Annotated in this window: 14 protein-coding genes and 1 pseudogene; 11 read left to right on the top strand and 4 right to left on the bottom strand. The window is 65.9% G+C overall.

The features are described 5' to 3' along the window. Positions 1–182: 182 nt before the first annotated feature. Positions 183–2,030, top strand: a complete 1,848-nt coding sequence (locus ACQR1I_RS16380; RefSeq protein WP_434866918.1) for a tetratricopeptide repeat protein — start codon at positions 183–185, stop codon at positions 2,028–2,030. On the opposite strand, the gene ACQR1I_RS16385 is transcribed toward ACQR1I_RS16380, so the two are convergent. Continuing rightward, positions 2,027–2,815 (bottom strand): YdcF family protein, encoded by a 789-nt coding sequence (locus tag ACQR1I_RS16385; RefSeq protein ID WP_434866917.1) that lies wholly within the window; start codon positions 2,813–2,815, stop codon positions 2,027–2,029. The genes ACQR1I_RS16380 and ACQR1I_RS16385 overlap by 4 nt on opposite strands. A gap of 130 nt (positions 2,816–2,945) precedes the next feature. Here ACQR1I_RS16385 and ACQR1I_RS16390 point away from each other — a divergent pair, with 130 nt between their 5' ends. The 3 genes from ACQR1I_RS16390 (at position 2,946) to ACQR1I_RS16400 (ending at position 5,646) form a co-directional block, all read left to right on the top strand. Further along, complete coding sequence (locus tag ACQR1I_RS16390; protein WP_434866916.1) at positions 2,946–3,887, top strand: acetamidase/formamidase family protein; 942 nt, start codon at positions 2,946–2,948, stop codon at positions 3,885–3,887. A gap of 998 nt (positions 3,888–4,885) precedes the next feature. Next, positions 4,886–5,083, top strand: a complete 198-nt coding sequence (locus tag ACQR1I_RS16395; RefSeq protein ID WP_006614936.1) for a hypothetical protein — start codon at positions 4,886–4,888, stop codon at positions 5,081–5,083. An 83-nt stretch (positions 5,084–5,166) separates the two neighbouring features. After that, positions 5,167–5,646, top strand: a complete 480-nt coding sequence (locus ACQR1I_RS16400) for a GcrA family cell cycle regulator (protein ID WP_434866915.1) — start codon at positions 5,167–5,169, stop codon at positions 5,644–5,646. Positions 5,647–5,720: 74 nt separating this feature from the next. On the opposite strand, the pseudogene ACQR1I_RS16405 reads toward ACQR1I_RS16400, so the two are convergent. Further along, a pseudogene (locus ACQR1I_RS16405) lies at positions 5,721–6,142 on the bottom strand (endonuclease domain-containing protein). Positions 6,143–6,264: 122 nt separating this feature from the next. Beyond that, complete coding sequence (locus tag ACQR1I_RS16410; RefSeq protein ID WP_434866914.1) at positions 6,265–7,233, bottom strand: SDR family NAD(P)-dependent oxidoreductase; 969 nt, start codon at positions 7,231–7,233, stop codon at positions 6,265–6,267. Between the two features lie 454 nt (positions 7,234–7,687). Here ACQR1I_RS16410 and ACQR1I_RS16415 point away from each other — a divergent pair, with 454 nt between their 5' ends. The 6 genes from ACQR1I_RS16415 to ACQR1I_RS16440 all read left to right on the top strand — a co-directional run bounded on the left by ACQR1I_RS16415 (position 7,688) and on the right by ACQR1I_RS16440 (position 13,444). Then, the gene (locus ACQR1I_RS16415) at positions 7,688–8,797 is read left to right on the top strand and encodes a BMP family ABC transporter substrate-binding protein (RefSeq protein WP_434866913.1); all 1,110 of its coding nucleotides are present in this window, start codon (positions 7,688–7,690) and stop codon (positions 8,795–8,797) included. Next, on the top strand, positions 8,794–9,903 hold the full coding sequence (locus ACQR1I_RS16420; protein WP_434866912.1) for an ABC transporter permease: 1,110 nt from the start codon (positions 8,794–8,796) through the stop codon (positions 9,901–9,903). Before ACQR1I_RS16415 ends, ACQR1I_RS16420 begins: the two co-directional genes overlap by 4 nt. Positions 9,904–9,922: 19 nt before the next feature. Then, a complete protein-coding gene (locus tag ACQR1I_RS16425; RefSeq protein WP_434866911.1) occupies positions 9,923–10,849 on the top strand; it encodes an ABC transporter permease in 927 nt (308 codons plus the stop codon). Between the two features lie 17 nt (positions 10,850–10,866). Next, a complete protein-coding gene (biuH, locus tag ACQR1I_RS16430) occupies positions 10,867–11,550 on the top strand; it encodes a biuret amidohydrolase (protein ID WP_434866910.1) in 684 nt (227 codons plus the stop codon). Positions 11,551–11,600: 50 nt separating this feature from the next. Then, a complete protein-coding gene (locus ACQR1I_RS16435) occupies positions 11,601–13,076 on the top strand; it encodes an ABC transporter ATP-binding protein (RefSeq protein ID WP_434867420.1) in 1,476 nt (491 codons plus the stop codon). 212 nt (positions 13,077–13,288) lie between these two features. After that, a complete protein-coding gene (locus ACQR1I_RS16440) occupies positions 13,289–13,444 on the top strand; it encodes a hypothetical protein (RefSeq protein WP_434866909.1) in 156 nt (51 codons plus the stop codon). Between the two features lie 85 nt (positions 13,445–13,529). On the opposite strand, the gene ACQR1I_RS16445 is transcribed toward ACQR1I_RS16440, so the two are convergent. Then, on the bottom strand, positions 13,530–13,844 hold the full coding sequence (locus tag ACQR1I_RS16445; protein ID WP_434866908.1) for a hypothetical protein: 315 nt from the start codon (positions 13,842–13,844) through the stop codon (positions 13,530–13,532). 353 nt (positions 13,845–14,197) lie between these two features. On the opposite strand from ACQR1I_RS16445, the gene ACQR1I_RS16450 reads away from it, so the two are divergent. After that, positions 14,198–15,766, top strand: a complete 1,569-nt coding sequence (locus ACQR1I_RS16450; RefSeq protein WP_434867419.1) for an oleate hydratase — start codon at positions 14,198–14,200, stop codon at positions 15,764–15,766. Positions 15,767–15,867 lie beyond the last annotated feature (101 nt).

Raw genomic sequence — 15,867 nt, forward strand, 5'->3', positions numbered from 1 at the left:
GATGCGTCGCCTGCGCCTATCGTGCGTGGTTCGGCTTCGGGGCGCTTGTTAGACCCTCGCCCGGCGCGATGCCAGTATTTCCGCCCCCAAATGCTCCCTCGAGGCTCGTCCGCCTTACCATGATCCTTCTCGATCCCCCAGGAATCACTTATCAATTTCGTTTCCTCAGGCAGGACCATGCAATGAGCCGCAGCGACCGGAAGGAAGGCGCCACCAGCGCGACGCCCGGGCCGGGCGGAACAGCGGTGCTGTCGCCCGCGGCGCTCTACGAGGCCGGCCTCACCCATCTCGGCGGTGGCCGTCTGCTCGACGCCCAGATGTGCTGCGAGCAGGCCCTCGCCGCCGATCCGAACCACGCCGACAGCCTGGCGCTGATGGGCATCATCGCGCTGCAGAGCGGCCAGTTCGACCACGCCGTGGCCTGGTTCTCGCGCGCCATCCGGCAGAGCCCGAAGATCGACTATCTCACCAGCCTCGGCTTCACCTTGAAGCAGATGGGGCGGCTCGACGATGCGCTGGCCGTGTTCGACAAGGCCATTCAGCTGAAATCCGACGATGCCGAATTGTGGAAACACATGGGCAGCGTGCTGCTGGCGCAGAATCGCGGCGCCGAGGCGCTGCTGAGCTATCAGCAGGCGCTCACGATCAATCCCGGTCATCGCGACGCCGCCTGGCAATGCGGGATGCTGCTGCGACAGCAGCAGCGCCTCGAAGAGGCCGTGCAGGCGTTCACCGTCTGCCTGACTCAGCAGCCGGACGATCTGCCGGCCCTGCAGATGCGGGCCAAATGCTTTGCCGATCTGAAGCGCTACGACGATTATCTTGCGGATTCCGAACGGGCGCAGGCGCTCGCGCCGGGGGATCCGATCACCTGCAACAATGTCGGTGACGCGCTGGTCCGGCTCGGCCGCAACGCCGAGGCGCTGCGATGGTTCGATCAGGCGCTGGCGGCGCGGCCGGATTTCGTCGACGTGCTGCACAACAAGGGCTTTGCCCTGCTGCAGTCGTTGCGGTTCGAGGAGGCGGCCGAGGTCTATCACCGGATCCTCGTCGTGGAGCCCGGCAACGCCAAGGCCGAATGGCAGCTCGCCCATGTCGAGCTGCAATGCGGCGACTACGCCTCCGGCTGGGCGCATCGCGAGGCGCGCTGGAACACGCCGGGTTTCTCGCCGGATTATCCGCGCTTCGTTCAGCCGAAATGGCTCGGCAAGGAGGACATCGCCGGCAAGACCATCCTGATCGAGGAGGACGAGGGGTTCGGCGACAACATCCAGTTCGCGCGCTATCTGCCGATGGTCGCGGCGCGCGGCGCCAAGGTGATCCTGGTCGTGCGCGAGGCGCTGCGGCCGCTGATGGCCGGCGTCCAGGGCGTGTCGCAGTGCCTTGCCTTCACGCCGGACCTGCAGCGGCCGGCCTTCGACATGCACTGCCCGATCCTGAGCCTGCCGCTCGCCTTCGGCACCACGCTCGACACGATTCCGTCCGCCAACTATCTGCCCCCGCTGCCCGCCGATCGTATCGCGGCCTGGGAGCAGCGGCTCGGCACGCATGATCGTCTGCGCGTCGGCCTGGTCTGGACGGGCAATCCGCACCAGGCCAATGACGGCAACCGCTCCATGCCGCTGACGACGCTGCTGCCGCTGCTCGAGGTCGACGCTGATTTCATCAGCCTGCAAAAGGAGCTGCGATCCGCGGACCAGGCGCTGCTCGCGCAGGAGAGCCGGATCCGCGATCTGACCACCGAGCTGACCGACTTCGCCGAGACGGCGGCGCTCATGTCCTGCCTCGACGTCGTCGTGACGGTCTGCACCAGCCCGGCGCATCTCGCTGCGACATTGGGACGGCCGACCTGGATCATGCTGCCGCATCTCGCCGACTGGCGCTGGCTCAGGGATCGCGACGACAGCCCATGGTATCCGAGCGCGCGGCTGTTCCGGCAGGATGCGAGCCGCCGTTTCGAGCCGGTCGTTGCCCGCGTGCGCGATGAGCTCGCAGCAAAGGCGGCAGGCTTCAGCAGGACGGGCGACTAGGCCGGTCCCGGAAACAGATCGTCGATGCGGCCGCGCAGGCGGTAGGCCAGGAGCCCGATCCATTCGCGCACCGCGATGTCGGTGCGCCGCAAGCCGAGCAGCGAGACGCCGTCGAAATCGAGCACGCGGCCGACGCGCCAATCCACCGGATAGGGCTCGACCGGAAAACCTGCCTTGCGGAACAGGCCGACCGAACGCGGCATGTGATAGGCCGAGGTCACCAGCAGCCAGCGTTCGCCGGGCTTCGGCGCCAGCATCGCCTTCGAGAAGATCGCGTTCTCGTAGGTGTTGCGCGACTGCCGCTCGAGCAGCAGCCGCTCCTTGGCGACGCCGAGGCTGAGCAGGATCTCGGCACCGACATCGGCTTCCTTGGCCTCCGTCGCGATCAAATTGGCGCTGCCGCCGGTGAACAGGACGCGCGCATTGGGATAGCGCCGCGCCAGCGCCGCCGCCTGAATCACCCGGTCGGCGCCCGCCACCGTCACCGGCATGCCGTACATCACGGAGAGATCGGAATCGACGGGACCACCGAGCACGATGATGCCGTCCGGCGCGCCCTTGGCCGGGTCCCAGATCGGAAACCGGCTCTCCAGCGGGTAGAGCATCAGGCTGCCGAGCGGCGACAGCCCGGCGATCGCCAGCAGCAGCATGGCCGACACCACCAGCCGGCGGCCGAGCACGGCCAGGCGGGTCAGCATCAGGATGGCGCCAACGAGACCGAGCGCGATCATGAAATTGGTCGGCAGCGCCAGCAGGCCGAGCGTCTTCGACAGGACGAAAAACATTCCGGGCTCCGGCGCGGGATGAGGTGTCACGGCCGCCCTCATACACGACAGCGGCCATGCGCCGCCATCTCTCTGCGAACGCCGTGCGATGCGCTATGCTCGGATCAGAACCGGCAACAATGAGAGCATCATGGCCCATCACCATCTGCACGCCAGCCCCGAGACCTGCCATTGGGGCTTCTTCGAATCCCGGCTGAAGCCGGTGCTCGCGGTCGACAGCGGCGACGAGGTCACCATCGACACCATCAGCGGCGGACCGGACGTGCTGCCGGACACCAGCAAATTCCACGTGCCGCCGGAATTGTTCGACGTCCATGCGAGGTCCGAGCGCATGGTGCCGGGCCACATCCTGACCGGCCCGATCGCGGTCAGGGGCGCCGAGGTCGGCGACGTGCTCGAGGTCGACATCCTCGACGTGCGGCTGCGCCAGGACTGGGGCTACAATTTCATCCGGCCGCTGGCCGGCACCCTGCCCGACGATTTCCACGACAGCCGACTCTTGAACATCCCGCTCGACAAGGAGCGCATGGTCGGCAAGCTGCCCTGGGGGCTGGAGCTGCCGCTGGCACCGTTCTTCGGCGTGATGGGCGTAGCACCGCCGCCGGCCTGGGGCCGCATCACCTCGCTGATCCCGCGCGCGATGGGCGGCAATCTCGACAACAAGGAGCTCGGCGCCGGCGCGAAGCTGTACCTGCCGGTGTTCGTGCAGGGCGCGCTGTTCTCCTGCGGCGACGGCCATGGCGTGCAGGGCGACGGCGAGGTCTGCGTCACCGCGATCGAGACCGCGCTGCAGGGGCGCTTCCGGCTCACGGTGCGCAAGGACCTGAAATTCGACTATCCGCGCGCCGAGACCGCCACGCATTACATGACGATGGCGATGGACCCCGACCTCGACCAATGCGTGGTCAAGGCGCTGCGCGACATGATCGTGCTGCTCGGCGAGAAGCGCAATCTGTCGCGCGAGGACGCCTATACGCTGTGCAGCCTCGCCGCCGATCTCCGGGTGACGCAGACCGTCAACGGCTCCAAGGGCATTCATTGCATGATCGCGAAGGCGGTCGTGCACGGGTGAGTGCCGTATGGCCCGTGCGCGCGCGACTCGCTCCGCTGTCGTCCCGGGCTTGACCCGGGATCCATAACCACCGGCCCGTGTTGTTGGGCCTGATCGTCGACGAGCGTGCCACCACCTGCTTCCTGTGGTTATGGGTCCCGGGTCAAGCCCGGGACGACACCGATGATGTTGCGCCATTGGTGCGCCTTCCCGCGGCAGATGCTGCCCGGGTTATGCTGCAGATCTCGCCCTCTCAAACATCGGAGGGCGCAGGGAAGGCCAGGCGTCAGCTGACGCCTGCGGCCCGCCTGCGAGAAAAATGCAGGCGGCAGAACCACAGGTGCAGCCGAGTACGCCCGGCCTTCCCTGCGCGATGGTCTTCACGCTTATGGCGCGCTCTCCCCGGTGTCCGGCTTGATAGCCACCGTCGTCGGCGGGATCATCATCACCCGCGGACTTGGCGCCAGCTTCGGGGCGCCAGGACCACACGCTTTTGCGTCCGCAACGAGCCGTTCGTCCGCGCATCCCAGAAGGACACGCTGCGGCTCGATCGCAGCCATCGCATCCCCGCCTCGCGTGTCGTGACGATCGCGCGCTACGCCCCTACCGAGTGAGGCGGGATGTGCACTATAGAGCACATCTTCCGGAAAAACGAAAGCAGTATTTTCTGGATAATCGAAATAACGATCGAAGGCGCTGCCGTCGCGCGATCGCCGTCCTGGTCGGCGGCTGCCATGCGCCCTCTGCTTGACGCCGCTGATCGGCCCGGGAACCGCCGCGGAATGAGTCCCGCCAGTTGAAGCGCGAATCCTCTCCACCCGCTCGTGTACCGTGCCAATCCGGGCCCGGACTCGCCGAGCGGGCGGAGAGTCACCGCCACGACCGCCCCGATTCGTCAGATTTGTTTATAATTCAATGTCTTAACCACTTATCCCCAGGCCGCTGTACAACCTAGTGGATTCCTAATAGAGTCTAAAAAGTTACTTTTCTGTACCCCGGTTACGGACTAGCTTTTCAGCATGGCGACGGAAAAAGCCGAAACTGACCGCATCCCCGTAACCCTGGCCCTGGCAACCATTGGCTATCTCGAAAAGCTCGTGAAACAGGGCACCCACGGCACCAGCGTTCCGGGTGTCTGCAGAACGTTGATCGAGGAAGGCATCCGGCTCGCCATCAAGGATGGGCTGCTGTCGATTCGCGACAACGGACGGGCGTAACAGGGACACGTCAAGCGGAGACAGTTTCGGGTGCAGCCGTCGGCCAGGACGATCCAGGACGGATCAAACTTGGAAGCGACACAATGCCCGCCGAACGACAGACCCAACCCACCTGGACCGAGGAACGGCTCCAGGCCCTGAAGCAGCACTTTGAGGCCGGGCTGACCTGCCGAGAGATCGCCGCCGAGCTCGGCGTCAGCCGCAATGCCGTGATCGGCAAGATCTCCCGCCTCGCGCTGACGCGCGACAATGGCGGCGACACAAGGCGCGTGGTCCGCGCCGAGAATGCCCGCGACGGTTCACGCCGTCCCGTGCCGAAGCTGCGCCGCCGCATCCTGCGCGCGGTGACCAACGATCCGCCGCCGATCCTGATCGAGGAGCCGCCCGCCGGCCCCGTCGAGAACGGCTGCTCACTGTTCGAGCTCTCCAAGGAACGCTGCCGCTGGCCGATCTCGACCCCGGGCGCAGACGATTTCTGCTTCTGCGGCTCGAAGCCGATCGACGGCCTGCCGTATTGCCCGAGCCATACGCGTATGGCGTATCGCGTGGCGTCGTCGCGGTAGGAAGCCATTTGACGAACTGACTCGTCGAAACGTCCTGCGGCGTAGCCGGCCCGCGCTTGATGACGTTCGCGCTGCTACGCTTTGCTTAGTCTCCGCGTTCTGCGGGGACGGCGCGGCGCTCTCGTCTCCCCTCCCCCTTGCGGGGAGGGGTCGGGGGTGGGGGTCCACGCACGCTGAACTTCGTGAAGTACACCGTCTATATTTCCCAGCACGTCGTTGTTCCAGAAGCGAAGAACGCGATATCCCATCGCTTCGATCTGTCGCGTGCGTGCAGCGTCTTCTTCCGCTGCCAATCATGCTGGCCACCATCGACTTCAAACACGAGCTTAGCCTTACGGCTGACGAAGTCGACGATGAAGGGCCCGATCTGGGCCTGGCGGCGGAAGTGAGAGCCGGCCAGCTTGATATCATTCCTCAGACGTTGCCAGAGGGCGCGTTCGGCTTCGGTGGGCTCGGCGCGCATTCGCTGGGCGAAAGATCGCTCACTGTCATCCATGGCAGTCTGATCTCATCATAAGCGGCGGGACTCGTGGACCCCCGCCCCCGACCCCTCCCCGCAAGGGGGAGGGGAGCTCACCGTCTCCTCGGCTGGAGGCTGCTCCCTAACTAACTAATCCCCTACCCCAGCTTCCAGCCAGCCTCCTGCACGAAGCGCTGGAAGAACTCCGGTTCATACGCCTGCTCCGGGGATTGGCGCACGCGCATGTCCAGCAGCTTGGCGTCCTCGCCGACGAGGATGCGCCATTGCTCGGCTTTGACGCCGTCGAGGATGATCTTCGCCGCCTGCGCCGCGGTCGTCGGCGCCTCCTCGAGGAAGCTGCGGGCGCGCTCGCGGGCGGCGGCCTGGATGTCCTGGTCGCTCATGGCGGAGACGTCGATGCCCATGCCCTTCATGCGCTGGCGCGCCTGGGCGATCTCGGTCTCGCTCAGTTCGTCCGAGGTGCCTCCGCTCTGCATCTTGCGCGAGTTCGACACGATCGAGGTGCCGATATGCCCGGGCATCACGACCGAGCACTTGACGTGCGGGGCGTTGAGGCGGAGGTCGTTGATCAGCGCCTCGGTGAAGCCCTTCACGGCGAATTTCGCGGCGCTGTAGGCGGTGTGCGACACGCCCATGCCGACCGAGGCCCAGAAGCCGTTGACGCTCGAGGTGTTGACGATGTGCGCTTCGTCCGCCTTCAGCAGCAGCGGCAGGAAGGTGCGGACGCCGAGATAGACGCCGCCCCAGCAGATGTTGAAGGTGCGCTCCCACTGCTCGCGGCTGTTGCTGAACAGGCTGCCGCCGCCGCCGATGCCGGCATTGTTGAACAACAGATGGATCTTGTCGGTGGCCTGCTGCTCGATGAGCTCGTCGCGGAAGCGCTGCAGCTGCGCCTCGATCGAGACGTCGGCGACATGAGCGGTGACCCGCAGTCCCTGCGGCAGCTTCTCCGCCTCGCACAGCCGCTTGGTCTCGGCCATGGCCTCGGCGGAGACGTCGCACATCGCGACGTTGCAGCCCTCGGCAACGAGCTGACGGGCGAGCTCACGGCCCATGCCCGTGCCGCCCCCGGTGATCACGGCGATCTTGCCGGCGAAATCCTTCATCGGACGCACTTCCTTCCCTGCTCTGCCGCGTGACGGCCGATGCCGCCGCGGCGACTCCTCGTTCGCTTGCACGTTCTCTTGGCGGAACGCGCCGCGAGCTTAGGGCGTCTGGGGTCAATGACCAGAGCAGATGTCGGTGCGCCCCTTGCCCCCTCGACGCGAGAACGTCAGCGCACGGGAAAAGCGTCGACGCACCATCGTGCCGGTTCTGCGGGACCGAACGCGTTGCATACAATTGAAGACGATTGCTCAATAATTAAGCTTATCTCTAGCGATCAAAGATTCTGCCCAACATCTCACCAATCGCAAATCACCAGGATTTCAGTGGCTTATTGAGCCTCCACAGCGTCCCGACCCTGGCACAAAGCTTGAAAGGTTCGTTCGCGAGGCTCCGCCGTGACGGTGAAGCCGAGATGACAGGAGCGGGCCAAGGGCTCGCCGAGGGAGCACACCAATGGACTTTGGCAGGATTTCGCGACGGCATCTGTTGCAGGGTGGCGCGGCGCTGACGCTGGGCGCAGCCGCGGGCCTGCGGCCGGCCTTCGCCGCGGAGACGACGATCGGCTTTATCTATGTCGGCTCGCGCGACGACTACGGCTACAACCAGGCGCATGCGCAGGGCGCCGCGGCGCTGAAGAAGCTGCCCGGGCTGAAGGTGATCGAAGAAGAGAAGGTGCCGGAGACCGACGCGGTCGAGAAGACGATCGAGTCAATGATCAATCTCGATGGCGCGACGCTGCTCTTCCCGACCTCGTTCGGCTACTACAATCCGCACATGATCAAGATGGCCAACAAGTACCCGAAGCTGCGCTTCGAGCACTGCGGCGGTCTCTGGAGCGAGAAGGATCCGAAGAACGCCGGCTCCTATTTCGGCTACATCGACGAGGCGCAGTACATCGCCGGCATCGTCGCCGGCTATACGAGCAAGAGCGGCAAGCTCGGCTTCGTCGCCGCCAAACCGATCCCGCAGGTGCTGCGCAACATCAACGCCTTCACGCTCGGCGCGCGGCTCGCCAATCCCAAGGCGACCACGCAGGTGATCTTCACCGGCGACTGGTCGATGCCGGTCAAGGAAGCCGAGGCCACGAACAGCCTGATCGACCAGGGCGTGGACGTGCTGACCTGCCATGTCGACGGTCCGAAGACGATGGTCGAGAACGCGGCGCGCCGCGGCGCCTTCGTCACCGGCTATCACGTCAACCAGTCGCCGCTGGCGCCGAAGGCCTATCTGACCGGTGCGGAATGGAACTGGGAGGCGCTGTATCCGAAGTTCGTCAAGATGCTGGCCGCCGGCGAGAGCATTCCGAACTTCTATCGCGGCGGTCTCAAGGAAGAGCTGGTCAAGGTGTCGCCCTATGGCGAGGCGGTGTCGGAGCAGGCGCGCAAGCATGCCGACGAGATCAAGGCCAAGTTCCTCGGCGACGGCTATACGATCTTCAAGGGCCCGATCAAGGACAACAAGGGCAACACGGTGATCACCGCGGGCACCGAGCGCGGCCAGAAGGATCCCGAGCTCGAAAAGATGGACTACCTGGTCGAGGGCGTGATCGGAGCGACGTCGTGACCACGGAGGCGGCCGATCCGGTTGATGCGGCCGCCATCGCGCCAGCCGCGGAGGCGGGCTTTCTGCAGCGTCATGGCGCGAGCATTGAGTACATTCTCATTCCGGGCGCGGCGCTGGTCGCCGCGCTCATCCTGTTCGGCATCTTCGTCGCGCTGTTCGGCAAGAACCCGCTCGATCTCTACTGGTACATGTATTACGGCGCGTTCGGCACCTGGTTCTCCTGGCAGAACACGCTGAGCCGCGCCGCGCCGCTCATCCTCACGGCGCTGTGCACCGCCCTGCCCGCGCAATTGGGCATGGTGATCATCGGCGGCGAAGGCGCGCTCCTGATCGGTGCATTGGCCGCGACGTCGGCCGCACTGGCGCTGCAGGGCATGCCGCCGCTCGTGGTGCAGACCGCGATGGTAATCGCCGGCATGACCGGCGGCGGCTTGTGGATCCTGCTGTCCGGCGGCCTGCGGCAGTATCGCGGGGTCAACGAGACGATCTCCAGCCTGCTGCTGGTCTACATCGCGCTCGCGATCCTCAACCATCTCGTCGAGGGCGTGATGCGCGATCCGGCGAGCCTCAACAAGCCGTCGACGCGCGAGATCGGCGCCGCCAACATGATCGGCACCATTCCCGGCACCGACGTGCATTGGGGCCTGGTGTTCGGACTGATCCTGGCGATCGCGTCCTATGTGCTGATCTATCACACCACCTTCGGCTTCGCCGCGCGCGTCGCCGGCGGCAACATCCGCGCTGCCAAGATCGTGGGTCTCTCCGTCGGCAAATTGATCCTCACCGTCTGCTTCCTCGCCGGTGCCTGCGCCGGCCTCGCCGGCATGGTCGAGGTCGCCGCGGTGCAGGGCCGCACCAACGCCAATCTCGCGGTCGGCTACGGCTTCACCGGCATTCTTGTGGCGTTCCTGGCGCGGCAGAATCCGCTGGCGATCATTCCGGTCGCGATCCTGCTCGGCGGCATCAATGCCTCCGGCGGCCTGTTGCAGCGCCGGCTCGGCCTGCCCGACGCCTCGGTGCAGGTGCTGCAGGGCATCATCTTCATCTCGGTGCTGGCGAGCGACGCGCTGTATGGGCGCATCGGCTTCCTCAAGGGAAAGTCGTGAGACATGAAAGTCGTGAGACATGGCTGACGGCAACATCGGACTCTGGACCGTGCCGCTCGCGGTGCTCGGCGGCGCGATCCGCGTCTCCACACCGTTTCTGTTCGTCAGCCTCGGCGAGTGCATCACAGAGCGCTCCGGCCGCATCAATCTCGGCCTCGAGGGCACGCTGGTGATGGGCGCGATGAGCGCCTATGGCATCTCCTATCTCTCGGGCTCGCCCTGGCTGGGCGTGCTCGCCGCCGGCCTCACCGGCGCACTGCTGGGGGCGCTGCACGCTGGCATCTGCTCGCTGCCGCGCGTCAACGACGTCGCGGTCGGAATTTCGCTGATGCTGTTCGGCACCGGGCTCGCCTTCTTCCTCGGCAAGCCGCTGATCGAGCCGACCGCGGCGCGGCTGCCGGCGATCGATTTCGGCTGGTGGAGCGACGTGCCGCAGGTGCGCGCCGCGCTGCGCATCAACGTGCTGTTCCTGCTTGGCGTGGTGCTTGCGCCGGTCCTGTTCTGGGCGTTCAAGACCACACGCTGGGGGCTCCTGATCCGCACCGCCGGCGAGAGCGCCGACGCGGCGCGTGCGATGGGCCATTCGGTGCTGGCGATCCGGCTGCGCGCCACCATGGCCGGCGGCTTCCTCGCCGGCATCGGCGGCTCGTTCCTGTCGCTGTTCTATCCCGGCAGCTGGAACGAGGGCCTGTCGTCAGGACAGGGCATCACCGCCGTCGCGCTCGTCATCTTTGCACGCTGGGACCCGATGCTGTGCCTGTGGGCCTCCCTGGCCTTCGGCGGCGCCGCCGCGCTCGGGCCGGCGCTGCAATCGGTCGGCGTCACCTCCGGCTATCATCTGTTCAACGCCGCGCCGTACATCCTGACGCTGCTGATCATGATCATCACCTGCTCGCCGAAGCGCACCCTGAGCGGCGCGCCGGCCGAGCTGTCCATTACCCGCTGATCTCCGGGAGACTGCCCATGACCGCGCGCACCATCCGCTCCGAGCCCTATGCCTGGCCCTACAACGGCGATCTGCGCCCGGAGAACACCGCGCTGATCGTGATCGACATGCAGACCGATTTCTGCGGCGTCGGCGGTTATGTCGACAAGATGGGCTATGACCTCTCGCTGACCCGCGCCCCGATCGAGCCGATCAAGAAGCTGCTGACCCTGATGCGCGCGCAGGGCTTCCTGATCATCCACACCCGCGAGGGCCATCGCACCGATCTCTCCGACCTGCCCGCCAACAAGCGCTGGCGCTCGCAGCAGATCGGCGCCGGGATCGGCGATCCCGGCCCGTGCGGCCGCATCCTTGTGCGCGGCGAGCCGGGCTGGGAGATCATCGACGAACTCGCGCCGGCGCCGGGCGAGATCGTGATCGACAAGCCCGGCAAGGGCTCATTTTGCGCCACGGACCTCGAGCTGATCCTGCGCCTCAAGGGCATCCAGAACATCGTGCTGACCGGCATCACGACCGACGTCTGCGTCCACACCACGATGCGCGAGGGCAACGACCGCGGCTTCGAATGCGTGCTGCTGTCTGACTGCTGCGGCGCCACCGATCAAAGCAACCACGACCACGCGCTGAAGATGATCAAGATGCAGGGCGGCGTGTTTGGCGCGGTCGCGACCTCCTCGGCGTTGATCGAGGCGCTGTCGTGATCGGCGAGGATCCGACACCAACGGCTGCATTCGGCGTCGAGGCCATCGCCATGACGATGCGCTTCGGCGCGTTCACCGCGCTCGACAATGTCGAGCTGAAGGTGAAGCCCGGCTCGTTCCACGCGCTGCTCGGCGAGAACGGCGCCGGCAAATCGACGCTCGTGAAATGCATCATGGGCTACTACCGCCCGACCGAGGGCGACGTGCTGATCGCCGAGCGCGCGCGCGCGATCGGCAACCCCAGGGATGCCCACGCGCTCGGCCTCGGCATGGTCTACCAGCACTTCACCCTGGTGCCGGCGATGACGGTCGCGGAGAACCTGGTGCTGGCGCGCGACGACGTGCCGGCGGTGGTCAATTGGGTGAAGGAGAAGCAGGAGCTGCAGGCGTTCCTGGCGCGCATGCCGTTCCGCGTGCCGCTCAATGCCAAGGTCTCCGACATCTCCGCCGGCGAGCGGCAGAAATGCGAGATTCTCAAGCAGCTCTATCTCAAGCGCCGCTTCCTGATCCTGGATGAGCCGACCTCGGTGCTGACGCCGGGCGAAGCCGATGAAGTCCTGGGCATGCTGCGCAAGATGGTCGAGGCCGGCGAGCTGACCATCCTGATGATCACCCACAAATTTCGCGAGGTGATGGCGTTCGCCGACGAGGTCACCATTCTCCGCCGCGGCAAGCTCGCGGGCCGCGGCAAGGTCAGTGAGCTGACGCCCGACGACATGGCGCGGATGATGATCGGCGCCGAGCAGCTCACGGTGCAGCCGTCGCGCACCGGCGAGGCCGGCAGGATCAGGCTCGAGGTCGAGAGACTGGTCGCGCGCGACGACGCCGGCGGCCTCGCCGTGCAGGACCTCTCGCTCACCGTACGCGCCGGCGAGATCGTCGGCATCGCCGGCGTCTCCGGCAACGGCCAGCGCCAGCTGGTCGAGGTGCTCGCCGGCCAGCGCGAGGCCGAAAGCGGCGCCGTCCGGGTCTCGGGCGCGCCCTATTCCGCGCGCCGCGAGGAGATGCGCCGGCACAAGATGTCGCTGCTGCCGGAGGAGCCGCTCAAGAACGCCTGCGTCGGCGGCATGAGCGTTGCTGACAACATCGCGCTGCGCGAGTTCGACCGCGCGCCGTTCGCCAGCGGCGGCTGGTGGCTCAACAAGTCGGCGTTCCGCAAGGACGCCACCAGCAAGATCAACCGCTACAAGATCAAGACCCGCACGCCGGATACGCCGATCTCGGCGCTGTCGGGCGGCAACGTGCAGCGCGCGGTGCTGGCGCGCGAGCTCGGCCACGACGTCGAGGTGCTGATCGCCGCCAATCCCTGCTTCGGCCTCGACTTCGCGGCGGTCGCGCAGATCCACGCCGAGATCATGGCCGCCCGCAACCGCGGCGCTGCCGTGCTGCTGGTGAGCGAGGATCTCGACGAACTGCTCGAGCTGTCCGACCGTCTCGTCGTGATGTTCCACGGCCAACTGGTCTACGAAACCGTCGCGGGCGAGGCCGACCTCACCGAGATCGGCCGGCACATGGCAGGGCATTGATCCGCGCCGGACAAACGACATCAACCACTGACTTGTCCCGCGGCGTTGGCATGCCCTCGGCGGATGTCGTTGACGCCGGTGCTTCGCCGCGCCCGGCCCGCCATGGCTTCGGCCGACATTGCAGTGCACGATCGAAAGATCTCATCCTGGGGTTGAACCTTGCGCTAACGCCTCCGACTTAATCTTGGGGAGACAGGCTCGAGGAGGTTCGCATGGCGTACCAACAGGGGCACTGGCAGGAGAAGCACTGGCACACGCCGATCCCAGATCCGGTCGTGCAGGACGAGGGTGCCTATCTGACCGGCTGGACGATCAGCGGGATTGCTGTCATCGGCACCATCGTCGCGGTGTGGCTGCTCGGGATCTGATCGCTTGGGCCGTGGCTGCTGACGCAACGAGGCCCCGTGCCTGATGGCACGAGGCCCCGTGAGATGGCTTGCGCACCGTTCGCTGTCAGCGGCCGGTGCCGCCGCCCGATGGCGTCAAGGTCGAGCCGCTCGGCGACGGATTGAGCAGGCTGTTGCCCGACGGATTGAGATTGCTGTTCGCGGCGGCCGCGGCGCCGCCGGCATTGTAGTTCGGGCTGCCGGCCCCGAGACCGGTGGTGGTGCCTGGCGTGGTCGTGCTGCCGGTTGCCGAGCCCGGCGTCGTCGTTCCGCCGACGGCCGCCGAGCCGCCCACGGTCGCGCCGCTGCCCGTGCTCTGGGCCATCGCCACGCCGCCGGTCAACGCCATCGCGGTCGCCAGTCCAATCGTCATGAGCTTCATGAAGGCTCCTCCTGTGCATCCCCGGGGGGGCTTGATCCAGCGGATCGAAGCCTCTGGTCAAACCGTTGAGCACGTTGACGTTCCGGGAACCGTCCTGAGCCGGACGCGGAGCAGATGGCGGCGTGGCGCTCGTCTCCTGGCAACATTGGATGCGGCGGTGCCCAGACCGGACCCTAGACGATCCGAGCGTCGGATCGCTGTCTGCCAGGCGCGTATCCGCGTCGACGACTTCAACGCATTCGGGACAAATCCACCACTTTGAGCTAACCTGCCCAGGTCGGTCCTTGAGCGATCGTCAGTTGCGATCTCTCGCCGATTTTTTCTGTTCTTTTTTCATTCTTTTTCATCAACGGATCGATCTCATGAAAGCCTATTTCATCGGCGGCGGCATCGGCTCTCTCTCAGGCGCGGCATTCATGATCCGCGACGGCGGCGTGGCCGGGCGCGACATCACCATCTACGAGAAGCGCCTGCCCTATGGCGGCAGCCTCGACGGCGCCCGGCTCGCGGACGGCTCCTACTCGATGCGCGGCGGCCGCATGCTGACGACCGAGCAATACGAGTGCACCTGGGATTTGCTGTCGACCATTCCGAGCGCCTCGCAGCCGTCCGAGGACATCCTCAGCGAGACCGAAATGTTCAACAAGCTGCACGTCACGCATGCGCAGGCGCGGCTCGTCGACATCAACCGGCACAAGGTCGACGTCTCCACCATGGGCTTCTCCATGCAGGACCGCATCGAGATGACCAGGCTCACCGAAGCGTCGGAGGAGAAGCTCGGCAATGCGCTGATCTCCGACTGGCTGTCGCCGCCGTTCTTCACCACGAACTTCTGGTACATGTGGCAGACGACGTTTGCCTTCCAGCCGTGGCACAGCGCGGTCGAGTTCAGGCGCTATCTACGCCGCTTCATGAACGAATTTCCGATGATGGATACGCTCGGCGGCGTCAAGCGCACCGTCTACAATCAGAACGACTCGATCGTGAAGCCGCTGCTGCGCTGGCTGGAGGGCCAAGGCGTCAACTTCGTCGGCGGCACCGATGTCACCGACATCGCGCTGGCGACGGAGAACGGCCGGCATCGCGCCACCCATCTGGTGCTGACGCAGAACGGCGCGCCCAGCACGATCGAGTTAGCCCGCGACGACCTCGTGTTCTACACCGCCGGCTCGATGACCGACGCCACCAGCCTCGGCAGCCATGACAGTCCGCCGAAACAGCTCACCAAGGAGGACAGCCACGGCTGGACCTTGTGGGAGAAGCTCGCCGCCGGCCGGCCCGAATTCGGCAATCCGGCGATCTTCAATTCGAACATCCCGGAATCCAGCTTCGAGTCCTTCACCGTGACCTGCCGCAACGCGCGCTTCTTCGACGCGATGCAGGCGTTCAGCGGCAACGTCGCCGGCACCGGCGGCCTCGTCACGTTCAAGGATTCGAACTGGCGGATGTCGATCGTGCTGTATACGCAGCCGTATTTTCCGGACCAGCCTGCCAACATCAAGATCTTCTGGGGCTACGGGCTGTATCCCGACCGCATCGGCAACTTCGTCGGAAAGCCGATGGCCGAGTGCAGCGGCGCGGAGATCCTGAAAGAACTGTGCGGACATCTGCGCTTCCCGCTTTCGGTGTTCGAGGACGCCACCTGCGTGCCGTGCTGGATGCCCTACATCATGAGCATGTTCATGCCGCGCAGCTATGGCGACCGGCCGCTGCCGGTGCCGCTGACCTCGCAGAACCTCGCCTTCATCGGCCAGTTCGTCGAGCTGCCGGAGGACGCCGTGTTCACCATCGAGTACTCGGTGCGCGCGGCGATGCACGCGGTCTATCAGCTCATGAAGATCGACCGCGCCATTCCGCCGGTCACGCCCTATGACAAATCGCTGAAGGTTTTGTTGCAGTCGGCGATCAAATCCTTCGCCTGAAGGCTGCAGATCGCAGCCTTCATACGGCATCCCCTCGCTTCGCCTTCTCGCGCGCCGCCACCAGCGCCACGCGCGAGATCGTGATCACGCCGCGCGGAGCC

It is taken from the genome of Bradyrhizobium sp. HKCCYLS2038, from assembly GCF_051167655.1.
Classification (GTDB): domain Bacteria; phylum Pseudomonadota; class Alphaproteobacteria; order Rhizobiales; family Xanthobacteraceae; genus Bradyrhizobium.